The sequence below is a fragment of the Butyricimonas sp. Marseille-P3923 genome, from assembly GCF_900184685.1.
GTDB lineage: Bacteria > Bacteroidota > Bacteroidia > Bacteroidales > Marinifilaceae > Butyricimonas > Butyricimonas muris.
Map to the genome: position 1 here is coordinate 290,223 of NZ_FXXL01000003.1, position 23,874 is coordinate 314,096.

Annotated in this window: 20 protein-coding genes; 15 read left to right on the plus strand and 5 right to left on the minus strand. The window is 46.2% G+C overall.

What is annotated here, in order from left to right; translation table 11 throughout:
* The first annotated feature begins 5 nt into the window (after positions 1-5).
* From CS948_RS01530 to CS948_RS01570, 8 genes are all read left to right on the plus strand, one after another.
* Positions 6-1,544, plus strand: coding sequence for a hypothetical protein (locus CS948_RS01530; protein ID WP_099289984.1), 1,539 nt, complete (start codon positions 6-8; stop codon positions 1,542-1,544).
* Positions 1,545-1,593: 49 nt separating this feature from the next.
* Positions 1,594-3,177, plus strand: a complete 1,584-nt coding sequence (locus CS948_RS01535) for an Mfa1 family fimbria major subunit (protein ID WP_099289985.1) — start codon at positions 1,594-1,596, stop codon at positions 3,175-3,177.
* Positions 3,178-3,283: 106 nt separating this feature from the next.
* Positions 3,284-4,309 carry a FimB/Mfa2 family fimbrial subunit gene (locus CS948_RS01540; RefSeq protein WP_099289986.1) on the plus strand — a complete coding sequence of 342 codons (1,026 nt, stop codon included), beginning with the start codon at positions 3,284-3,286 and terminating at the stop codon, positions 4,307-4,309.
* 18 nt (positions 4,310-4,327) lie between these two features.
* Positions 4,328-5,737, plus strand: coding sequence for a hypothetical protein (locus CS948_RS01545; protein ID WP_099289987.1), 1,410 nt, complete (start codon positions 4,328-4,330; stop codon positions 5,735-5,737).
* Positions 5,738-5,756: 19 nt separating this feature from the next.
* Complete coding sequence (locus CS948_RS01550) at positions 5,757-8,069, plus strand: hypothetical protein (RefSeq protein WP_099289988.1); 2,313 nt, start codon at positions 5,757-5,759, stop codon at positions 8,067-8,069.
* 18 nt (positions 8,070-8,087) lie between these two features.
* Positions 8,088-9,752 (plus strand): hypothetical protein, encoded by a 1,665-nt coding sequence (locus tag CS948_RS01555; RefSeq protein ID WP_099289989.1) that lies wholly within the window; start codon positions 8,088-8,090, stop codon positions 9,750-9,752.
* 399 nt (positions 9,753-10,151) lie between these two features.
* The gene (aspA, locus tag CS948_RS01565) at positions 10,152-11,564 is read left to right on the plus strand and encodes an aspartate ammonia-lyase (RefSeq protein ID WP_099289991.1); all 1,413 of its coding nucleotides are present in this window, start codon (positions 10,152-10,154) and stop codon (positions 11,562-11,564) included.
* 65 nt (positions 11,565-11,629) lie between these two features.
* A complete protein-coding gene (locus CS948_RS01570) occupies positions 11,630-12,112 on the plus strand; it encodes a DUF3332 domain-containing protein (protein WP_099289992.1) in 483 nt (160 codons plus the stop codon).
* 109 nt (positions 12,113-12,221) lie between these two features.
* On the opposite strand, the gene recG is transcribed toward CS948_RS01570, so the two are convergent.
* Positions 12,222-14,324 carry an ATP-dependent DNA helicase RecG gene (recG, locus tag CS948_RS01575; RefSeq protein ID WP_176554863.1) on the minus strand — a complete coding sequence of 701 codons (2,103 nt, stop codon included), beginning with the start codon at positions 14,322-14,324 and terminating at the stop codon, positions 12,222-12,224.
* A gap of 130 nt (positions 14,325-14,454) precedes the next feature.
* Here recG and CS948_RS01580 point away from each other — a divergent pair, with 130 nt between their 5' ends.
* The 4 genes from CS948_RS01580 (at position 14,455) to CS948_RS21525 (ending at position 16,739) form a co-directional block, all read left to right on the plus strand.
* Positions 14,455-15,075, plus strand: coding sequence for a hypothetical protein (locus tag CS948_RS01580; protein WP_099289993.1), 621 nt, complete (start codon positions 14,455-14,457; stop codon positions 15,073-15,075).
* 128 nt (positions 15,076-15,203) lie between these two features.
* Positions 15,204-15,764, plus strand: a complete 561-nt coding sequence (locus CS948_RS01585; RefSeq protein WP_099289994.1) for a cob(I)yrinic acid a,c-diamide adenosyltransferase — start codon at positions 15,204-15,206, stop codon at positions 15,762-15,764.
* A gap of 57 nt (positions 15,765-15,821) precedes the next feature.
* Positions 15,822-16,484 (plus strand): DUF2461 domain-containing protein, encoded by a 663-nt coding sequence (locus CS948_RS01590; protein WP_099289995.1) that lies wholly within the window; start codon positions 15,822-15,824, stop codon positions 16,482-16,484.
* Between the two features lie 84 nt (positions 16,485-16,568).
* A complete protein-coding gene (locus tag CS948_RS21525) occupies positions 16,569-16,739 on the plus strand; it encodes a hypothetical protein (protein WP_176554860.1) in 171 nt (56 codons plus the stop codon).
* Here the strand turns inward: CS948_RS21525 and CS948_RS01595 are convergent.
* Positions 16,723-17,298, minus strand: a complete 576-nt coding sequence (locus CS948_RS01595; protein ID WP_099289996.1) for a Fic family protein — start codon at positions 17,296-17,298, stop codon at positions 16,723-16,725. The genes CS948_RS21525 and CS948_RS01595 overlap by 17 nt on opposite strands.
* Before the next feature lie 143 nt (positions 17,299-17,441).
* Between CS948_RS01595 and purD the strand changes: the two genes are divergently transcribed.
* Both purD and CS948_RS01605 read left to right on the plus strand, forming a co-directional pair.
* Positions 17,442-18,710, plus strand: a complete 1,269-nt coding sequence (gene purD, locus CS948_RS01600) for a phosphoribosylamine--glycine ligase (protein ID WP_099289997.1) — start codon at positions 17,442-17,444, stop codon at positions 18,708-18,710.
* A gap of 12 nt (positions 18,711-18,722) precedes the next feature.
* The gene (locus CS948_RS01605) at positions 18,723-19,697 is read left to right on the plus strand and encodes a hypothetical protein (protein ID WP_099289998.1); all 975 of its coding nucleotides are present in this window, start codon (positions 18,723-18,725) and stop codon (positions 19,695-19,697) included.
* A gap of 26 nt (positions 19,698-19,723) precedes the next feature.
* Here the strand turns inward: CS948_RS01605 and CS948_RS01610 are convergent, their stop codons facing one another.
* The 3 genes from CS948_RS01610 to murF all read right to left on the minus strand — a co-directional run bounded on the left by CS948_RS01610 (position 19,724) and on the right by murF (position 23,245).
* Positions 19,724-21,049 (minus strand): dihydroorotase, encoded by a 1,326-nt coding sequence (locus CS948_RS01610; RefSeq protein ID WP_099289999.1) that lies wholly within the window; start codon positions 21,047-21,049, stop codon positions 19,724-19,726.
* 157 nt (positions 21,050-21,206) lie between these two features.
* Positions 21,207-21,947 (minus strand): polyprenol monophosphomannose synthase, encoded by a 741-nt coding sequence (locus CS948_RS01615; protein WP_176554864.1) that lies wholly within the window; start codon positions 21,945-21,947, stop codon positions 21,207-21,209.
* Positions 21,948-21,952: 5 nt separating this feature from the next.
* The gene (murF, locus tag CS948_RS01620; protein WP_099290001.1) at positions 21,953-23,245 is read right to left on the minus strand and encodes a UDP-N-acetylmuramoyl-tripeptide--D-alanyl-D-alanine ligase; all 1,293 of its coding nucleotides are present in this window, start codon (positions 23,243-23,245) and stop codon (positions 21,953-21,955) included.
* 139 nt (positions 23,246-23,384) lie between these two features.
* Here murF and ispF point away from each other — a divergent pair, with 139 nt between their 5' ends.
* Positions 23,385-23,864, plus strand: coding sequence for a 2-C-methyl-D-erythritol 2,4-cyclodiphosphate synthase (gene ispF, locus CS948_RS01625; protein ID WP_099290002.1), 480 nt, complete (start codon positions 23,385-23,387; stop codon positions 23,862-23,864).
* Positions 23,865-23,874 lie beyond the last annotated feature (10 nt).

Here is a 23,874-nt window from a genome sequence, read left to right on the forward strand (position 1 = left end):
AGACTATGAAAATCGATGGTAAGATGAGGTTTAAAATGGTGGCTCTGGCTGGGCTCGTGTTGCTTTTTATGGCTCCTGTCGCTTTAGTTGCCCAACAGAAAGTGTCAGACGTGCGAGTGGTGGTGCGTGACGTGCGGCAGGAGCGTGACAGTATACGTGTTGTGCTTGATATTGAGGCTATCGGGGTTTCTGTCCCTGCCCGAGGTCAGATGTACCTTTTCCCGGTGATTCGTTCCGGGATGAACGAGAGGAAGCTGCTGCCTGTCGTTATCAGCGGCAGGATTCAACAGGCGGTGGTGAACAGGGTTGAAAGGCTTTCGGGGCGTGTCGAACCCGTGTACGCGTCTTTCTCCGCGAGGGGGCAAAAGTTTTTTCACGGGAGGATAAGTTACAGTGCGACGATTCCTCTCGAAAGTTGGATGAGAGATGCGAATGTTGCCATGGTACAGGAACGGCGCAATTGCAGGGGTGAGTTTCATCACCTTTCCATGGAGGTTATCGCTGATAGAATCCGTTTCGCGGAAAAGCCGACACGTGTAATTTACGAGCTTCCCGTGGAACTTCCCGTCCCGCCGCGGGAGGAGATAAAGATCAGAACGGAGTCCGGCGAGGCACAGATTATCTATACGGTAGGCAACGCGGAGATTAAACCCATGTTAGCCAATAACCGGAACGAGTTGGATAAGATTCGGCAGAGTATTGAAAAGGTGAGAAAAGTACAAGGAGTGAAAATTAACTCCGTTACGATTTCTTCTTACGCGTCACCCGAGGGGACGTGGGAGTATAACCTTAAACTGTCGGAACGGCGGGCGGCTTCGCTCACGGGGTGGCTTCGCGGGAATTATGATCTCGCGGGAATCGCTCTTTCTTCGCGAGGTTACGGGGAGGATTGGGAAGGACTTGAAAAATTAGTTCGGGAAGATCCGGGCATGCCCGAGGGCGAAAAAGGACGAGTGCTTGAAATTATCGGGAATACGGATGTATTTGACGGGCGCGAGAGGCTGTTGATGCAGTATAATGAAGGACGGACTTATCGTTATATGCTTGCCAATCTTTTTCCCATGCTTCGCCGGAGTGCCTATCGGATTACTTTCACGGTTCCCGAATACTCGATCGAAACCATAAAGGAAGTGTTCAAATCTTACCCGAGTATGTTGTCTTTGTACGAGTTTTACCTGCTTGCCAATCAATATGAACCCGGTAGCACTCAATTCAAGGAGGTTATCGTGCAGGCGGCAAGGATATTCCCGGAGGAAAAAAGCAGCCGCATCACGATGGGCGTGTTTAGTTACTTGTCAAATGATGTGTCGGCGGCGTTGAAGTTCTTGCAGGGACTGGAGGATGAGCCCGAAGCATGGATCTATTTCTCAGCGTTCCATGCCCGCAATAATGAGTTGGACAAAGCGGAATATTATGCGAAGAAGGCGGCGGCTACCGGTAATACCGATGCGGCAGCACATCTTAGATTGATTGAACGATACAAGGCAGATGAAAATGTTTATCAGGAGAAATTGAAAGATTGGGAAATGTATGGAATGGATTGATTCCATGATGATTGAAAATATAATTATTGTCCATTAAAAACACGACTAAATGAAGATGAAAATGATTCTAATGTCAATGTTGGCGATAGCGGCATTGACCGGTTGCAGTAAAAGTGATAGCGATAATGATCCGCCGATAATAAGTGATGCGGATGTTGCTTATCTTTCCATTAAAATTGCAACGCAAAACACATCAGCCCGTTCTTCGGGCGAGGAAAGCGGAACGAACGAGAGTGACTTGAAAAACCTTTATCTGTTGTTCTTCGATGAGGCGGAAAATATAGTGGGAATCCCGGGTACGACGGATTACCTCGTGAAGATTCCGAATGCTTCTTCAAGCCCGTCAGCCGTTAAGGTCTCCGCGGCGGCGACCAAACTTTTGGTGATAGCCAATCCCGGCGACAAATTGGAGGGAATGTTGAACGATATTAACGTAACGACGACTTTTAGCACGGTTAACACGGCAATCAAAGAGGCTACCCGAGAGGAGATCACGGATGTCGTTCTGCCTATTGCCAAAGGTTTTACCATGATTAATAGTGGCGATGAAACCGGGAAAGATGCCGGGGATAAGATTTCCGATCCTTTGATTGACATCAGCGGTAAAATTCAGAAAGTGACGAAGGACGTGGATGACGACGAGGCAAAGGAGGCTGCCGAGAAAACAGGTAACAGGGTGCAGGTGAAGATCGAACGTCTGGCTTCCAAACTGGAACTCAGTCTTAAAGGTAATATAGAGGTAAAACCTGACGGGGCAACATTTGTTTTCGGTAACTGGACTTTGGATGCCGTGAACAGTACGTTCTATCCTTTCGCGGAGAAGGCGCTACTTTCGGTTACTCATTCGAATGATGGAAGTTATACCAGTAATTTTTACACGGTTGACCCGAATTACACGAATGATGTCGGTATCGTGAATGCCACGGTAAATAGTAGTACTTATAATCCGGTATTGGTGTCGCCGTACACGTGGATGGCTACCGCGGATAAGACTTATTGTATCGAGAATACGATGTCTGCCGCCGAACAGAAGTTCGAGAATGCTACCCGTCTGGTGATTAAAGGCACGTATTATCCACCGGGACGCACTAGTGGGGGCGACTGGTTTAATTTTGCCGGGAGTAATTTCACTGATTTTGCGGCATTGAAAGCTGCTTACAATGCTGTCGATGTCGGACCGAATTTGAAGGCTGCCTGCGAGAAAATGTACACTAAAATAAAGGAGTACGCGGATGCGCACAGCGAGGTGACTCTTACCGGTACTTCGTTCGCCACTCTTTTGGAAACGGATTTGTCACAAATCCCGAATGGCGGAGAGGTTATCAAGGATGGTAAGAATCCTGTTATCCGTTGGTACCAGAACGGGCTTTGTTATTACTATTACGAAATACGTCATGATAATGAAACAACGCAGGAGATGGCTTTTGCCAAATACGGCGTCGTTCGTAATAACTGGTATAAATTGACCTTGGGTTCCGTGAAAGGTGCGGGAACTCCTTGGTATCCGGATATTGACAATCCGGGACCCGGTGATCCGGACCCGAAAGATCCGATTGACGGGACGGTAGGATATATCGGTATCACGGTTGAGGTAGCACCGTGGATCGTTTGGGAAAACGAAATAGGGATTTAGGGATTTTTGATTCGGTGATTCCTTGATTTAGTGATTGACGATTCAGTGATTCATGAAATACGGTTTGTATGGTTGGAATCATTTAGCATGATAAAATCTATAATGAATGAATGGTATGAACGTGAATAATGTACATCGAGACAGGTTCCGGTTGCTTCCGATTGTTATCTTGTCGCTTTTCTTCGTGTCGTGCGAAAGTATCAAGGACGATATGGATGATTGCGGGATATATCTGGAATTTGTCTACGATTACAATATGGAGTATGTTGACTCTTTCGAACTGCAAGTGGAGACGGTCGATGTATTCGTGTTTGACGGGAAAGGGCTGTATCTTTTCAACAGACACGTCGGGCGTAAGGAACTTGTTGGGGGGAAACGGATGTTTTTCGGGAATGATTTCCGTCCGGGGGAATACAAGATACTGGCGGTAGGAGGGTTGACAGAGCATTTTAAGGTTGCCGACAAGGACGGTAATTCTTTATCCCCCGGGCAGACTATGCTGGAAGATGTCCGGATAACGCTGAACCGGACTTCCGGGACGGTATCTCACGGATTCTCGCCTTTATGGGTGGGACAGACCATTGATATTCAGAATAAGTCCGATTTGTCGGTGTTTCCGGTGCATCTTGTCAAGAATACCAATCGTTTTACGTTGTTGCTGGATAAATCTGAAAAATATGCCGGAGCAAGAAGTGGGGCGGCTGCGTATACTTTTGAAATAGAAACCCCGGAAGGGGCGGTGTACGGTCATGATAATATGCCAAGGCTAAGGGAAAACGTGAGGTACATTCCATACGAACTGACAACGGGGAGCGAGCCGGGAGTGTTGTCCGCGGGACGTCTTAACACGGTCAGACTGGTATACGGTGAAGATTATAATTATAAACTTACCGTGCGTGATGCGCGAAGCGGAAGCGTGTTGTGGAATTACGATCTGATGTCTTTATTGGAAGAGATAAAACCAGCGAAAGGGTTGGACGGTAATGACTTGTCCATGCAGGGATTTCTTGATCGACAGAGCGAATGGCATCTGGTGCTTCTGTATAAAGAGGGAAGTGGGCCCGATGGTTTTGTTGCCGTGGGAATCAAGATCAATAACTGGATAATATGGTTTAATGATATAGGTGTCTGATTTTATATTGAAGTGTTTATGAAAAATAATATCTTACATATTGTCTTTACGCTGGTTTTTCTCGTTTCCTGTATCTCAGAACGATCGGAAAAGAATGAAGATATGGCGGGCAGTACGCGGGGAATGATGTCAATAGAGGTTCTTGTGGATGGAGCTGACGAACATGATTACGTTCATACAGCCCGTTTTATCACGTTCGATGACGCTTCGGTTTTCCCTGTTATCGATATCAACGAGGTCGTTGCTTTTGACACGAAAGAGCAGGACGCCAAGAAGTTCGGTACGACGTTGGAAGTCAGTTCGAACCCGGATAAAATGCTTGTCGTGGTCGTGAATGAGCCGGGGACAATAACTGCCGCATTGGAAGCGGTGACTTCCCCGTCCGAGTTGGAGGATTTGATTTTTCGGATGGGGGACGCATTTAATTTTAACCATACGCTCCCTGCTTCTTCGGGACTCCCGATGACCGGGGTAAAACGGAAAATTGCAGTAATCGAGGGGAACACGACACGGGAAAAGATCAATATAGAACGGGGGGTGGCACGGGTAGAGCTTTGGTTGAAAAAAGAGGATGCCGTTGCTTTTGCCCGACTGACCAATTCTTTCCGGGTGCTGTTGGAGAACACCTACACGGGAGGATATCTGATAGCAGGGACAGAGGCCGACGGCACTCGTTTTCAAACGGGTACGGACGTGGAAAATAATTTTGGGCGGATGTTGATTCCTGCCAGTGATTACGAGTATGTCGGTTGGTTTTACGGGGCAAGTAATTCTTTGGAGTTAGATGAAACCAAGCAATTGATATGTGCGTTTTACACTCCCGAAAGAACTTGCTCTGCCCCGGGAGATGTTGATAAGCTGGTATTGGATATCATAGGATTAAGTACTCCCGACGGGTTGAGGGATACCCGTACGATCCTGTCTGAATTTTCCCCGGAAGGAGGGGGGAATGTGCAAGCACTCACGGAGATCAGGCGGAATAACGTGTACTGTATCGTGGGTGTCGTGAAGGAGAAAACCGTGCAGTTCGAGCATACCGTCATTCCGTGGTCGGATGCGGGGCAGGGGATTATTATTGATCCCCAGTACTTTTTGCGGGTAAGTCGGGATAATCTTTATATCAGTAATGACGGGAAGTCGGTTATAATTACAACCGAGACCAATTACGACAGGACTGACCGCGGGTTCCCGAAAGGGATACAACTGGGAACGGTAAGTTATTACGATAAAAATGGCGATCTACTTGCACCTTCTCATGTTCAGAGTGATTGGTTACAAGTCGTGATGTCGGAAGTTGCCGGAAGTTTGTTTCAAAAGTTGACATTTACGGTTTCCGGGAATCTAGGTAGTGTTGATATAGGATGTTATGCCGTTGTAGAAATCAAGGCGGGAAATCTGACCAAGGAGGTACGGGTAACTCGTTCATAGTATAATAAATATGTGATAAATGAAGCGATTTAAAGTATTATCGAAACTGTTTTACCCGGCTGTTTTATTACTGCTTGGTGTGGCGGGGTGTGTATCGGAGAAACTGGATGCACCTGCCGGAGTATCGGGTGAGGTGGTGGCCATGGAAATGATTATTCCGGGTTTTGATGTGCCTGTAACCCGCTCGTTAGAAGGTTCCAAAGGGGAGGCCACGGTGGAGACGATAGACGTTTTGATTTTCGATCAATCGACTCCTGCCGCGAAATTGCTCCAAAATATCAAAGTGAGTAATTTTACGCAGGAACCGTCGGGTTCGGATTATAAGATAAAGTATAATTTGGCGTTACCGAAAGACGAGAATGCCGCTTTGATCGTAATTGTCACGAACGCTTCGGACGAGGTGGATAAGGCATTGACAGATTATCCGGTCAATTCGGAAAAACAAGACGTGTTAGGAGCGTTGAAATTTACCACGCGACCGGATGCCGACGGCTCCTATAAATGGAATGTATCGACACCGGGTTATATCCCGATACCGATGTACGGGGAAGTTCCTGTCAACGGGATTGCACCGGGAAAGACAGTCAGCATATCGTTGACTCGTATGCTTGCCCGTATTGACGTCGAGAACGAGGTTAAGGGGAGCATTTTCAGACTTGAGGAAATATACGTGGTGAATTACAATACTTTGGGTTATATTGCCCCGGCGTGGAACGCATCCAACGGTAATATCATAGCGGATTATTACACGAATAATAATAATCCTATGGTGCCGAATCCGGCGGGCAAGCAGCCCGGAACTTTGGATGACGCGATGATGTATGAATATAAGCAGGTTGGCGATGTTGCCGGACCTTTGTTGGCGGGGGAGATCTACGCCTATGAAGCCGCGAGGAACTCGGAAGCCGATCAAGTGAACGGAACTTGTCTGATTATCAAAGGAAAGTATTTTGGGAAGGATTACTATTATCGCGTTGATTTCACTCGTGAGTCGGCGGCGTCTACTGCCGCGGACTATATGCCCCTGTACCGCAACTACAAGTATATTGTCACGATAACGGCGGCAGAGGGAATCGGCTACGAATCATTTGATCAGGCGCTTCGCTCGAAAAGTGTGTTGTCAAATCTGAAAACTTCTATGCTGGTCGTGGATATGTCCGGGATAAAGCACATTGTTTATGACGGACAGTTCTTTATGGGGGTGGAAACACGGGTAATTGATATGCCATACGGCGTGAGCAGGCAATTGAAACACCGGGTGAGTTCCGATTATCACGGGGATTGGAATGCTGTCGTGCTGGAACCGAACGCGCACACGTGGCTCCGGCTTGCCGACAATAAGCCCTCGACGAATGGGGCTGACATTAACCAGACAGGGGTGGAAATCAATGTTACGGCGATTACCCCGCCGGGTAATCCCGAGGATTACGTGAGCGGTAAAATCGTGTTTACTGCCGGGAGGCTTATCGACACGCTGACGGTCCGGAGAGTTCCGGTCGCCGAATTGTTTGCCCGTAGTAACGTGGTTCTAAGTTCCGGGGTATTGACTTTTGCCATTACGGAACAGGATAACCGGACGATTCCGGCTTGGTCGCAGGGGCTGTTTTTTAAATGGGGATCGCTTGTTGCGCTGGCACCGGGAGGGAATCCCTATGATCCGACGGTACAAGTCGTGTATGCCCCGTCGGGGTTGAATCCGTCAGACTGGAAAGGCGGGCTTGGCGGTTGGGATAAAATACCGTACGGTCACCCGAATTTCGGCTTTACCTCGTCTTCCGCGGCGGATGATTCTTTTAAAGAGTTTTTTAATAACACGGGTTTCGACGAGGCAACGGGCATAGGGGATATATGTCGTTATATTTCCAGTGGAAAGGATGGAAAAGGTTGGGTGGAAGGAAAATGGCGTATGCCTACTTCTGCCGAATTGGAAGCATTGTATAATGAAACGGGGGTAAAAACAGCGAATAGAGGTAGTTTTAAAGATGTCACGTTAAACTTGAACGCCAATTCCGGCAGTTATTTGAATGGATCGTTTGATCCGGAAAGTGGTTGGTTTCTGGGGGCGAACGTGTCGGTTTCTACTTCAACGCCTGCCAACGCGGGGACACCGCCAGCCGGAACTGTTTTTCTGCCTGCCGCGGGACACCGCTATCCCAACGGGGACGGTAACGTGGTACAAGTCGGGGCTTACGGGTATTATTGGTCGGCGACGCCTTACACGATTAGTAGCCGGTACACGGTGAACTATCTTTTCATGGAAAAAGACGGGATGCTGTTTTACGATGCCGACCTGTCGTATGCTTTCCCGATTCGTTGTATCAGAGATTATTGATGGATAAATATATATGATATGGAAACACCGAAGTATATGATGAAAAAGATATTCTTTCTTTTGTTGGTATTGTTGGGAATGAGGGACGGTGTATCGGCACAATCCTCTCATCTTATGCCTTTTTTCCGGTCGTTTTTGGACGGGGATATGGAGAATGTGAAACTTTTTGAGCCGAATCAGATCGAAGCCTCGGGAAGAAAAGCCGATAACACGTACAAGAGAGCAAATCAGGCGAAGCCGGTGAAAAACTTGGGATTGCGACTCACGCAAGGAAAAGAAGAGGTCGGGGCTTTTTATTTGCCCGATTATATTTTCTCCACGAAAGACGGTTTACTAATCGAGTTCGAGTATATCATGATGTACACGAATCCGTCGGAAAAGGGTTTGACGGACGGTATTTGTATGTTTCTTGTCGATGCGACTACCAATCAATATATTGGGGATAATCTGAAATACGGAGCGGAGGGGGCGGGGTTTGGTTATACTCACAGGTCGTCGGTTCACCAGAGCATAAGTAAGGGGGTATTGCCGATAACCGGCATGAAAGGCGGGTATCTCGCCGTGGCGCTGGATCAGGGTAATTTTAAGAATTGGCGTATGGAAGACTACGAGATGAGAAACGGGATTCCTTATAATGATAATTTGACTACAATAGCTAATGCGCAACTTCTAAAGTATAACACCAGAAGTAATGTAACCATTCGGGGGGCTGCCGGTCGAGGAAAAAAAACGATAACAACTAAACAGAATACGCATGAAATACCGGAAGGCAGTTGGGGATTTCCGGTACTTATCACCCGACACACGGGATGGAGTATTACCGGAGGGCTTGAAGATGAACATTCGAACGGATTGAGAAATGAAGCCGGATTCGAGTTGAACACAATGAGCGGGCAGTATGAACGGCATGTTACTCCCCGGATTGATAAACCGTTCAATATTTCAGGCGGAGGTGTGTTCTCTCATTCAGATGAAAGTACATACCGTAAAGCAATTATCGCGTTGGAACCCAATGATAACGGGGGTGGTTTTAAGATTACGGTGACGATACAACACGGGACAGACAAGACGGTCGTGATAGAGAATTACACGTACCCGTCTTCTTTGAGTTATACTGAAAATAGTTTACCAATCCGGATTGCGGGCGGCAGTCCGCCTAAACCGATATGGTATACCACCCCACCGGTAACAGACCTAACCCTGATTACGCCACAGAGATTATGTATCGGGTTTATGGCATCGACCGGACAGCTTACGGCACATACCAATATTATTAAGAATTTGCGGATTACTCCTCTCTATGGGGCACGCGCGGAAGATGATATTTACGAGCATCGTCGAGGACCTGCCACTGTGAGACCATTGGATAATGACGTGGCGTACAGGGGTGAAGGCAGTACTCCGAATCCCGGTAAAGATAATTTGGACCCGAGGAGTTTCAGAATATGGAAAAATGATAAGGAATGTCTTGGGAGTGAGGTATTCGTGTACGAAGCTCTTAACGAGGGCAAATGGGTATATAATCCGGATCTGGCTGAAATGATGTTTTTTCCGGTCAAGGGTTTCAAGGGCGAGGCCTCGATCATGTATGACGTTAAGGGAAAGTATGCGCCTTATGACGATGAGTTGTTTCGTTCTTCTCTGGCGAAAATCGTGATTAATATAGATGATAATCAACCTTGAGTTCGCCTTCGGCGAGTTGCAGGTTACAGGTTGCATTTGCCTTCGGCGAGTTGCAGGTTGCTTCTCTAGCGTTAGTAATTTGTAACTCGCCGAAGGCGAACCCTACTCCCCAATCTTTTGTTTGTTTTTTCGGAAACGTTTGTAAAAAAGCCTTTTTCTGCACTTTAATTTGTTAAATTTTATTTGATTATATTGATATTCAATGTTATAACACTTGTAAAGTTACGTGTAAATTCTTGTCTAAAATTTGGCTTTATACTATTAACTTTTATACCTTTGCCGGATTAATTTTCTCCGGGTCGTTTTGTATGAGCGAGGGACATTTAGTGAGTTTTTGACGATCGGGTGAAACTTGAAAGAGATTCAAACGTATTTGGAAATAATTAATCTATAAGAATTATGAAGACAAGAATTGAACATGATTTACTCGGCAACAAAGAGGTGCCAATGGATGCTTATTATGGTGTTCAGACTTTGAGAGCAATCGAGAACTTCGCTGGGATTAGCGGTTACACGATCGGAATGTTCCCGAACTACGTGAAGGCTTTAGCGATGGTAAAATGGGCGGCTGCAAAGGCTAACTATGAATTAGGCTTGATTCCTTCCGATATAACGAATGCTATTACGGCAGCTTGCGAGGAGATCATTGACGGTAAATTGGCCGACCAATTCCCCGTGGATATGGTACAAGGTGGTGCCGGAACTTCCACGAACATGAATATCAACGAGGTTGTAGCTAACCGTGCGTTGGAATTATTGGGACATCAAAAAGGTGAGTACGACTATTGTCACCCGAACAACCACGTGAATCTTTCTCAATCCACGAATGACGCTTACCCGACATCTTTCCACTTGGCTATAATTTTGACCAATAAAGAAGTTGTGGCAGAGATCAAATTGTTGGTTGATTCTTTCCGTAGAAAAGCGAAAGAGTTCGAGCACGTGTTGAAAATGGGACGTACTCAGTTGCAGGATGCCGTGCCGATGACTTTAGGTCAGGAGTTCGAGGCTTATGCTTATACTTTGGAAGAGAATATCGAGCGTCTGAACGAGGCTGCTAAATTGTTCTTGGTCGAGAACATGGGTGCCACGGCTATTGGTACGGGTATCAATTCAGAACCGGAATATGCTGAAATCTGTGCTCGTGAATTGCGTATTATCAGTGGTGAAGAGTTCGTGTTAGCACCGAACCTGATTGCCGCTACGCCTGATACCGGGGCTTGTGTATCCTATTCTTCCGAATTGAAACGTTTCTGCGTTCAATTGTCCAAGGTATGTAACGATTTGCGCTTGTTGTCCAGCGGTCCGAGATGCGGATTGAACGAGATTAACTTGCCGCCGATGCAACCGGGATCTTCTATCATGCCGGGTAAAGTAAATCCGGTTATCCCTGAAGTGGTAAACCAAGTTTGTTTCCGTGTAATCGGTAACGATACGACCGTGATGATGGCTGCTGAAGCCGGTCAGTTGGAATTGAACGTGATGGAACCGGTGATCGTGTACGCTATATTCAACTCTATGCAGATGTTGATTAAAGTTATGGATCGTTTGAGAGTTTTGTGCGTTGACGGAATCACTGCTAACGCTGAACGTTGCAAGGATATGGTAATGAACAGTATCGGAATCGTTACCGCGTTGAATCCGACGCTGGGATATGAAAATTCTTCTCGTATTGCCAAGAGAGCTTTAGCCGAGAACAGAAGTGTTTACGATTTGGTACTGGAAGAAAAGTTGTTGACTAAGGAAGAGCTAGATAACGTTTTACGTCCGGAATTAATGATTGCACCGAAAAAATTTTATAAGAAAAAGTAACCTAACATGTTTAATTTCGTAAATATTGCTGTATCTTAGCAAAACTAAATTTTAAATATAAGGTTATGAAGAAAAGTTTTAATCGGTTTGTTGCAGTTGCTTTAATCGCTGCTTCATCAGTTGCTTTGAGCGGATGTTTCGGCTCTTTCGCGTTGACATCCAAATTACACAATTGGAACGGTAGCGTTTCTGATTCTAAATTCGTGAACGAGTTGGTATTTTTGGGATTATGCATCCTTCCGGCATACGAATTGTGCTGCTTGGGTGATGCTTTGATTTTCAACTCTATCGAATTCTGGGGTGGTAACAATCCTGTTGCCATGAAAGCCGGAGATATCGAGAAAGATCAAGTGATGTTTGCAGGTAAATCTTACACTGTAACCAAAACTATGAACAAAATGGCTATCTCTAGCGAAGAATCTGACGCTGTCGCTGAATTCCAATATTATCCGGAAGAGGATGCTTGGTATCTGATGAACGGTCAAGAAAAACAAAAATTGATGAAAAACACGAAGAAGATGATGAAAGCAGTTGTTGCTCTTCACTAATTTTTCGGAATATAGAGAATAAAAAAGGACGTCGAAAGGCGTCCTTTTTTGTCGTGTAACTTACCGAAGGTAAATGCAACTTGTAACCTGCAACTCGCCGAAGGCGAATTTAGCTGATGTATCGCCAATTGATTTTTGTCTTGAAGAGCCGTTTTACTTGTGTGGCGAAGGTTTGGTTTTCTTCTTTTTGCAGGGAAGGATCATCTTCCAGAATAATCGTGGCGGCTTGGGCGGCTTCATTTAGTATACGTCCGTCCTTTCCGAGGTTGGCTACCCGCAGGTTGCAGGTGAGTCCACTTTGCTGGGTGCCCTCGATATCTCCCGGTCCGCGTAGCTTCAAATCGACTTCTGCTATTTCGAAACCGTCGTTCGTGGAAGTCATCGTTTCGATGCGTTTGCGTGATTCGTTGGAAAGTTTGTACGAGGTCATAAGAATGCAGTAAGATTGATCTGCACCCCGCCCCACGCGTCCCCGGAGTTGATGAAGTTGGGACAGACCGAAACGTTCGGCGCTCTCGATGACCATAATGGAGGCGTTCGGGACGTTCACGCCGACCTCAATGACGGTAGTGGCTACCAATATCCGGGTTTCGCCGGATGCGAAACGCCTCATGTGTTCGTCCTTGTCGGCAGGTTTTAATTTACCGTGCACGATGCCTACTTTATAGCCGAGCGGGTCGAAATAACTCATCACGTGTTCATAGCCCTCTTCCAGATTACGGTAATCCATTTTCTCGGATTCGGAAATGAGCGGGTAGACAATGTATGCCTGCCGTCCGAGTTCCAGTTCCTTCTGGATAAATTTGTAGACTTGCAAGCGTTTATTCTCGAAAGCGTGGTGAGTCGTGATTGGTTTCCTGCCCGGTGGCAGTTGGTCGATCACGGATACGTCCAAATCCCCGTACAGCGTCATTGCCAACGTTCGAGGAATCGGGGTGGCGGTCATGACCAGCATGTGGGGCGGAATCGTGTTCTTCTGCCAGAGTTTGGCACGCTGGGCGACGCCGAACCGATGTTGCTCGTCGATTACGACAAGCCCGATATTTTTGAAACTAACCACGTCTTCCAGTAGGGCGTGAGTTCCAATCAGTATTTGTAACCTGCCGTCGGAAAGGGCATCATGCAGTACATCCCGCTCTTTCTTTTTGGTTGATCCTGTCAATAGCCCCACGCTAATGGGGGTATTTTTCAAAAGTTCGGAAATCGTTTCGTAATGTTGCGTGGCAAGGATTTCGGTAGGCGCCATGATGGCTGCTTGAAAACCGTTATCCAGAGCGATAAGCATGCACATTACGGCAACCAGTGTTTTCCCGCTTCCCACATCGCCTTGTAGCAGGCGATTCATTTGTTTCCCCGACCCGCAATCGGAACGAATCTCCTTGATTACCCGTTTTTGGGCATCGGTGAGGGGAAAGGGGAGGTGATTGCGGTAGAAATCATTGAAGTAATTCCCCACCACGGTAAACGGATGGCCTTGGAATGCCGCTTTCCGGTTGAATTTGAGTTTTAATATATTGAGTTGGATATAGAACAACTCTTCGAACTTCAGGCGATACTGGGCATTGCGCAACATATCCGGGTTCTCCGGGAAATGAATATTGTACAGAGCCTCGTGCAGGTAGATCAAATTGTGCTTTTTGATAAACCATGCCGGGAGGGTTTCCTGTATGCGGCCGTTGATAGCTTTGAAGATATTTGCTTGAATCTTGTTGATTACGCGGGAGGTCAGATAGCTTTTTTTCATCTTCTCCGTGGTCGGATAGATAGCTTGAAAACCCACGAGTTGTTTGGCGTTTGCCTCGTACAAGTCAATTTCGGGATGCACGATATTCAATTTGTGGTTGAACACGGATGGTTTCCCGAATATCAAGTATTCTTTCTCGGGTAGGATTTGGCTGGTCAAGTATTTGTAGCCGGTGAACCAAACCAGTTCCAGTTCCCCCGTGCCGTCGTACGCGGTGGCAACCATACGGGTCTGTTTTCCAGTTCCCACGGCGGACAGGTTCATGATTTTGGCTTTGACCTGTATGTACGGGAGCTCGGACGAGAGTTCTCCTATGGTATATATCCGGGTGCGGTCGATGTACTTGTACGGGGTATAATAGAGCATATCCTCGTAACTTTGGATGCCCATTTCCTGCTCCAATAGCGATGCCCGTTTTTCTCCGACGCCCGGGATAAACTTTATATTCAGTCCTGCCAGTTCCAAAATGCTCAATTAAATTTAATAGTATCGAATTTCACGAACGAAAGTAAAAAAAATAGATGACTTTAGTTGAGCATGTCGGGAATAAATTTTATTTTCGTAGGATAAATAATATAGATTAATTGTTCGTCGGGAGATGTATAATTATTTGAAACAACGGTTTAAGCACGCTATTCGATTTCGTCACAAGAGAGGGTACGGGGTACATTCCCCTTTTGTGTTTGACTTGATCACGAACGTGATAAAGGAAAAGGCGGAGTATTATGATTTCGCGCGTATCGAGGCAATGGGCAATGTCCGGGAGAAAGAACGAAAGTTATACCGGTTGATTTTCCGGTTGGCGGATTATTTTTCGTTTCGGGAGGTATTATGCGTGGGAGTGGAGAACCCGTGGGTGTCCCGTTATTTAGCTGCGGTCTCAAAGCAGATGAACGTGTTGAACGGGGGACATGATTGTCCCGGGGCGGAATACACGGGACGTGTGACTCCCGCGGAGATGAAAGGAAGGGAGATAGACTTGCTGTTTTTAGGACGTGCTTTCGAGGCGGATTGGCATGAGTCTTGGGAAGAGGTTTTGCAGGAACGCAAGAAAGGGCCTTTGTGCGTTGTGATAAAAGACATTTACAAAGGTCGGTTTAATTCCCTCGTCTGGCGGCAATTGCGTCAAGAAGGAACGGTGTCGATAGATATGATGTGGTACGGGATTGTTTTTTTCGATAAGCGGTTGCAAAAGGGGAGGTATAATATGATAATTTAATTGAAAATTGAAAGTTGAAAATTGAAAATGAATGGATTCGGTGATTGAAGAATTGCTGAATTTGAGATTATCGAATGAGTGCGGGGACAGTGGGAATCATAAATCTAAAATTTAAAATCTAAAATTGAATGAAGGTTTACACGAAAACAGGGGATAAAGGAACTACGGCATTAATCGGGGGAACTCGGGTACCGAAAAATAATATACGTTTGGAAGCGTATGGCGGGGTAGATGAGTTGAATAGTCATTTGGGAATGATCCGGTCGTACCCGATTGACGAGGTTAGTGTGAAAGAGTTAATAGAAATTCAAAACGTGTTGTTTGTCGTGGGTGCGAACCTCGCGACGGATACCTCGGTGAGTAATATGCAAAAAAAGATGCCCTGCACGGAAGAGGATGTGGCTTTTCTGGAGCGGGCAATTGACCGGATGGACGAGGAATTACCGCCTTTGCAATATTTCGTGCTGCCGGGGGGACATCCTGCCGTGTCGGCTTGTCATATCGCTCGCACGGTTTGCCGTCGGGTGGAACGTCGGATCATTGACATGGGCGAGGAAATCGAGGTAGAGGACGTGATTGTACGTTATGTGAACAGGCTTTCCGATTACTTGTTTGTATTGGGACGCAAGCTGGCAAAAGATTGCGGTTTGGAAGAAGCCAAGTGGATTCCGAGGAAAGATAAATACTAATTGATTCCGTGTTCAATCATAAATCATAAATCTTAAATCTTAAATCTTAAATCATCAATGCAAGAGATATTTCGTTTTTTAGAGGCATTAAGAGAGAATAACGACCGGGATTGGTTTCATGCCAATAAAGAGTGGTATTTGAGAATAAAGGCAGAACACGAGGCATTTATTAATCGTGTCATAGCGGCGTTGGCTGTCGTGGAACCGGAGGTCGAGGGGTTGGAAGCGAAAGATTGTATCTTCAGAATTTACCGGGATACGCGTTTTTCCCCGAACAAGCAACCCTACAAGACACATATCGGGGCGTACATGGTGAGGGGCGGTAAAAAGAGTCCTCGTTCGGGGTATTACGTGCATATCGAACCGGGTAACTGCTTGCTTGCCGGGGGAGTGTGGTGTCCGGAGCCATCTTTGTTGAAAGCGTTGCGGCAAGACGTGTATGATAATATTGATGAATTCACGGGTATTGTCCGGGATAAAGAGTTTGCCAAGTATTACCGGTTGGACGGAGAAAAATTGAAGAAAGTACCCGCTCCTTTCCCGAAGGACTTCCCGGAGGCAGAAATGTTGAAATTCAAGGCGTATACTGTTACTCACGGTGTGCCGGACTCGTTTTTCGAGGGTGAGGATGCGGTCGAGAGGGTGGTTGACCGTTTGTTGTTGATGAAACCTTTTCATCGTTTCTTGAATTACACGGTGGAAGAGACGTGGAATAATTGAAAATGGAGAATTGAAAATTGAAAATGAACGTGTTTTTCCTTTGAATGGCTTTGATAATAAGGGGAAAAGTCGTATATTTGTAGTATGGAAAAAACAAAAGAAAAAATGCCGCAGCTAGTGAAAAACGCCACGGTCCGGGAAGAGATTTTGCAGGGAATGATAACCTCGTTTCAATTGGAAGGAATAAAGATTTCCCAAGAGACGGCGTACACTATTCTGGAACGGGTGAATTTGAAACTTAAAATGCGTAAGTAATAATCTTTTCCATTCTGGAGTAGTCTTTGCGGGCTACTTGCTGAACGGCTATAATATACTCGTCGAAATTCACTCGTCTGAAATTCAATCCTGTATAACCTTGTTTGCGAGCCATTAGATTGGCAAGTATACGTGCTGTCCGTCCGTTTCCCTCCCGGAATGGATGAATGAAAAGCAATTCCCCGTGTACTTTGGCGATGTCCTTGATTAACTCCTCTTGATGAGCGTAGTGATCCGGAAGATGTGCCAGTATCTCTTCTTCAAAAATTCGCATATTATCCGGGATAAAGCGTCCGGCCGGAAAGACGAATCCCCCTTTCGATACATTCACGGAGCGGAAATGCCCGGCAAAAGAGTAGAGTTCTTTTAATGCGGTACGGTGGATGTCGCAAATGTATTTTATCGTGAATTTCGTTTTGGGCGTCAGGTTTTCTGTAAATAGAATTTCGGCAGTCAAAAAGCCCTCGAACTCGGCATTGTGTATTGCTTCCTCGTCGGTAAGTCCGAGTAAGTTGTGGAGTATTTCTCCCTCTTCACCATTGGTCGAGTATCTGTTCATGGCGTTCGATTTGCTTCAAAGTTATGGAAATCTGTCAATATCACCAAATTTATTTAAGATTTATGATTTATGATTTGTGATTAACCGCTATCTTTGTCATTCGGTAAAGCCGAGTTACAAGTTGTAATTATTATAAGATAACAATGAAGGTATTATTATTGGGTAGTGGCGGACGCGAGCATGCGTTGGCGTGGAAAATAAACGAGAGTGAGAGATTGACAACGTTATATGTTGCACCGGGAAATGCCGGAACTGCCGGGATTGCGGAGAACGTGAATATTAAGGTGACGGACTTCGAGGCATTGGCTGCATTTGTCGAGAATAACGGCATCGAGATGTTGGTCGTGGGACCGGAAGATCCTCTGGTGGAAGGTATTCGGGATTATTTCGAGGCTGATGCCCGTTTTGCACACTTGATGATCGTGGGTCCCGGAAAGGCGGGAGCGATATTGGAAGGAAGCAAGGATTTCGCGAAAGAATTTATGATTCGTCACCATATCCCGACGGCGGGTTACTTGACCGTGACGAAAGAAAATATAGAGGACGGGATTGATTTTCTGAAAACACTGAAACCGCCTTACGTGTTGAAGGCTGACGGACTGGCTGCCGGTAAGGGTGTCTTGATATTGAATGATATCGAGGAGGCGAAAAGTGAACTCCGCTTGATGTTGGGCGGTAAGTTCGGTAAGGCGGGCAATCGAGTGGTGATAGAGGAATTCTTGAGCGGGATAGAGCTTTCCGTGTTCGCCCTCACGGACGGGAAAGATTATAAGATATTAGGCTCTGCCAAAGATTACAAACGTATTGGGGAAGGGGATACCGGATTGAACACGGGTGGAATGGGAGCCGTTTCTCCGGTGCCGTTTGCCGACGAGGAGTTCAACCGGAAGGTGGAAGAGCGGATTGTACGCCCGACGATAGAGGGTTTCCGTGCGGAAGGTATCGATTACAAGGGATTCGTTTTCTTCGGGTTGATGAATGTTGCGGGTGATCCTTACGTGATCGAGTACAACGTGCGTATGGGTGATCCGGAAACGGAAGTAGTGTTACCGAGATTGAAGACGGATATCTTATCTTTATTCGAGGCGATGGCGAAGGGCGAGTTAAAACAAGCCGCTTTTGATTTGGATTTCCGTTTTTGCACAACGGTCATGTTGGTATCGCAAGGTTACCCGGGAGATTACGAGAAAGGAAAGGTTATTACCGGATTGGAGAACGTGGAGGGTTGTATCGTGTTTCATGCGGGAACAAAATTGACAGACGGGAAAGTGTTGACAAACGGGGGGCGCGTATTGGCTGTCAGTTCGTATGGCGATACCATGAAAGAGGCTTTGACTCAATCATACAAGAACGTGGCGAAAATTCATTTCGAGGGAATGAATTTCAGGCGTGATATAGGGTTTGATTTATAGCACGCGAAGAAAATGGGATTCAACTCGGTACTGAAGTCGAAAAATTTGTATTTGTTATATTTGTTGCCGTTTATTCTGGTAGCAATAGCATTTTTACGTTTCACGCTGGATGGAGACGGGGGAATCATTTGCCGCGAGAATGGTTTAATCTCATTTCCTTTTTTAAACGAAAACCAGCATCTTCTTTGGTTAAAGGCGGCAGGGATGTTCGTGTTGTTGTGCTTGTCTTTTCTGATTTTCTTTATCGCGGACCGGTACAAATTTTTATCCCGTATTACCGTGTTGCCCGCATTGCTCTATGCTTTGATGTCGGCGGGAATTATTTGTCATTATGGCGTGAATAATTACCTGCTGGCAGCATTTTGCATGATTGTGGCGATATCCCGTTTGCAGTCGGCTATCGTGCACTCTAACTCCAATGCTCCCGTGTTCGGGTTCGGTTTGTTTACTTGTTTGGCAGTCTTGCTTTGTCCCAAGTTAGTGTCGTTGTTGCTTTGGGCTATCGTGGTATTGCCTTTCTCCGGTCGTGCGAATGTCAAGGACTTGGTAGCTTTGTTTATCGGCTTTTTTACTACCCTGTTTTTTACTGCTGCCTACTATTTTTGGACAGATCAATTATTTGAGCTCCCGGCGGTGTTCTCGGAAACGTTGTTAGCAGGGGAAGGATTCTGGAGGTTGATGCCGGAGAAGCTGGCTGCCTATATCGTTTTCGGGGTACTGATTATCGTGTCGTTGTACAACGTGATCGTGAACTCTTCGACGGCAATTGTTGCGCAACGGAGAGGCATATTTTCAATGCTCTCGATGCTATTATTTGCGGGCAGTTCATTGTTTTTTATTCCATTCAATTGCCACGGCATCATGCTGATACTTGCGATACCCTTGTCCTACTTGTTTTCACAATATTTTATTTCACACCGCATCCCATGGTTGGGAAACGTGTTGTTTCTCCTCATGTTGACGGCGTGTGTTTGGACTATTTGGTAGAATATACAGGGTACAAATGTCGTACTCTAGTAGAATGTCAACATCTCTCCGCGTACCTTCTCGTTGATTTTACCGTTGTTGTACACGATTTGTCCATTCACGATTGTTGTTGCCACTTTATAAGTAAATGTCATTCCTTCCAATGGCGACCAACCGCATTTGTACCGTAAATTTCTTTTTCTGACCGTCCACGGGTGTTTTTCAAAGATGGCGATATCCGCCTTGTAGCCTTCCCGCAAGTAGCCTCTTTTCTCGACATGAAAGATGTCAGCGGGGGCATGACACATTTTGTCAACGACGTTTTCAAGCGTGATTTCACCCCGTTCCATGAGTTCCAGCATGACCACCAGCGAATGTTGTACCATGGGGCCGCCGCTTGCCGATTTGGTATAAACACCGGCTTTCTCTTCCGGCAAGTGGGGGGCGTGGTCGGTGGCAACGACGTCCAGACGGTGTTCATTCAGTCCTTGCAACAATGCCTTCCTGTCACTCTCTGCCTTGATTGCCGGATTCCATTTCACGAGGGAGCCTTTCGTGATGTATGCCTTGCTGTTGAACCATAAATGGTGGACACAAACTTCCCCGGTGATACGCTTTTCTTTTCTGGGGCCTTCGTCTAGCAGAGCCACTTCCTCTTTCGTGCTTAAGTGGAGTATGTGCAGGCGGCTGTTATGCTCGCGAGCCAATGCTGCGGCCAGAGAGGAACTCTTGTAACATGCTTCCCGGCTGCGGATCACGGGGTGGCAATACGTGGGGATGTTGTCGCCGAGCATTTCTTGAAGAAGTGCCAGATTCCGGTTAATCGTGGGTGTATCCTCGCAGTGCGTGGCAATTAAAACGGGAGATTCGGCAAATATGCGTTCCAGTGCTTCCGGGTTATCGACGAGCATGTTGCCCGTGGATGAACCCATGAATACTTTTACCCCGCAGGTCGTGTGGGGATCGACATTTCTGATCTCGTCAATGTTATCCACGGTTGCCCCAAGGTAGAATGAATAATTCACGACAGCGTTCTCCCGGGCGATTTGTTGTTTTTCCCGCAACAATTCGTTCGTGACGGTGGGCGGCTTCACGTTGGGCATATCCATGAACGAAGTGACCCCACCTGCTGCCGCGGCACGGCTTCCTTCCCCGATATCCCCCTTGTGGGTTAAACCCGGTTCGCGAAAATGTACTTGGTCGTCAATCACGCCGGGTATAATAAATTTTCCCGTCGCGTCAATGACTTTTACACCCTTGGGGATTTCAGTGATTCCGCCTTCAATGATTTTCTCGATTCTGTCGTTTTGAATAAGAATATCACCTTTAAATGTTCTCCCTTCGTTTATGATTGTTCCACCGTGAATAAGCATATTAATTTATGATTTACGATTTTTGATTTACGATTGAATAATTCTGTGATTTAGGTTCCTGTTAATTTCTTGACTTATGATTTTCCGCTAACCGATGCTTTTAAAATCGTAAATCGTAATTCATAAATCATAAATTAATCCGTTGGTAATCATAGAATTAATTTGTTCTCTTTTTACGTTTCCCGATGCTTCTGAGTTTCATGGTGATGACACCCCAGAATGCTTCGTTGAATATACCACCGCTCATTTTGGACGTGCCTAGGGTGCGGTCGGTGAAGATAATCGGGACTTCTTTCAGTTTGAACCCGAGTATCCATGTCGTGAATTTCATTTCGATCTGGAATGCGTATCCTTTGAATCGGATTTTGTCCAAGTTGATTTCTTCCAGAACCTTTCTCGTGTAGCACACGAATCCGGCTGTGGCGTCATGTACTTTCATGCCCGTGATCATTCGCACGTACTTGGAAGCAAAGTAAGACATCAGTACCCGTCCCATAGGCCAGTTCACAACGTTGACGCCGGTGACGTAGCGGGAGCCGATAGCCATGTCGCCCTCTCCCGAAGCACAAGCGTTGTAAAGTTTCACCAGATCGTCCGGGTTATGCGAAAAGTCCGCGTCCATCTCGAAAATGTAGTTGTACCCGTGTTCCAGAGCCCATTTGAATCCGGCGATGTAAGCGGTGCCTAATCCCAATTTCCCCTTTCGCTCGATCATGTGGAGTTGCGGGAACTCGGTTTGCAGGCGTTTGACGATTTGTGCCGTTCCATCGGGAGAATTATCCTCGATAACAAGGGCATCAAATGCCGGGGTAAGCGTGAAAACGTGTCGGAGAATGTTTTCGATATTCTCTTTCTCGTTATAGGTAGGTATGATGACAACTCTGTCGTTCATAACGATATATTTTATAAATAGTCAATAATCCGTTCCAACTTGTTCCCCCGGGAGCCTTTCACCAAAATGAAAGAATTTACCACTTCATGCGTTTTTAAATGTTCAATCAGAGTATCCGTGTCGGGAAAATAGGTTGTAAATGTATAGTTATTTATGATAGATTCAAAATTATGCCCCACGACAAATACTCGCGGGAAATTGTGATTTGCGATCATATCCATGATTTCCCGGTGCGCTTCGTGTGATATGTCCCCAAGTTCCCGCATTTCGCCGATAATGATGAGTTTGTTGTCCGCTTTCATTTCCGCGAAGTTGGAAATAGCCGCCCGCATACTGCTGAGATTAGCGTTGTACGCGTCCAGAATGATGGTATTCTGTTCGGTTTTCAGTAATTGGGAGCGTAGATTCGAGGGCGTGTAGGCTTCTATCGCTGCCTGTATTTGCAGCGGGTCTACCTCGAAAAATATTCCCGCGGCAGAGGCTGCCATGGCATTGTCGAAGTTGTAGCCCCCGATCAGTTTGGTACGTATATAAAGATGCCCTTGGCGGGTTTTTATCGTGTACACCAGATAGGGTGCGGTTTGCGCTATCTCGCCCTTGACTAAATCTCCGTCCGCGCCGTAAGTATATCGTTTCGCACCCTCGGACAGGCGGCAAAGCAGTTCATCTTCCCCATTTACGAAAAGAATACCTTGTTTCGCCTTGACGGATTTGTACAGGGCACTTTTTGTTTCGATGATATTCTCGTAACTGCCGAAACCTTCCAAATGCGCGTAACCGATGTTGGTTATAATCCCGTAATCCGGTTCTGCGATTTCGCACAGGTCTTTGATTTCACCGGGGTGGTTGGCACCCATTTCCACGATGCCGAATTCCGTGTCTGTATCCATGCTGAGCAAGGTGAGCGGAACCCCGATATGGTTATTCAAATTACCTTTGGTGGCAACGGTTTTGTACTTTTTCGAGAGTACGGCATGGCATAATTCTTTCGTGGTTGTCTTGCCGTTTGTCCCGGTGATGCCTAAAATGGGGATGTTTAACTGTCTGCGGTGATGATTCGCCAGTTGTTGCAGAAAGCGTAATGTATCGGGAACGAGTACGCACCGGGGCGAGATGTTGTACTCGGCTTCATCAATGACGACGTATCTTGCTCCTTGTGCTATAGCTTTCTCCGCGAATGTGTTACCGTTATGATTTTCCCCTTTTAAGGCAATAAATATATCCCCTTCTTTTATTTCCCGGGAGTCGGTGGTAACCCGACTGCCTTCCCGGAAGGCCTTGTATATAGATTCTAATTCTTCCATCTTTCGTTTTATTCGATAGGAATTACAAATTTATAAAAATAAATGAACCGATCAATTTTAGATTTATGATTTTAGATTTACGATTCTGTGATTGGGTGATTTTTTATTAATATCGCGGGATAATTTAATCTTAGAAATAATGAAAATCAAGACAGGGTTGGGGATTGATGTCCACCGGTTGGAACCGGGGTTGGATTTTTGGCTCGGGGGAATCAAGTTGCAACATGATAAAGGTTGCGTGGCACATTCAGACGGGGATGTGTTGATACACGCTATATGTGATGCACTTCTGGGAGCTGCCGGGTTGGATGATATCGGGACGTATTTCCCGGATACAGATCCCGCGTACAAGGGAATCGACAGCAAGATATTGTTGAAGAAAGTGGTCGAAATGCTTGAACGGAAATGTTTTTCTGTCGGGAATATTGATTGTGTCATCTGCCTGCAACGCCCGAAAATTAAGACGCGGACACTGGAGATGAGGGAATGTTTGGCAGAGATTATAGGAATTGATGTCGATGATCTCACGATAAAGGCTACGACCACGGAACAACTCGGTTTCGAGGGTAGGGAAGAAGGGGTTTCAGCCTATGCTACCGTGCTGCTTATCAAGTTATAAAAAAGGAAAG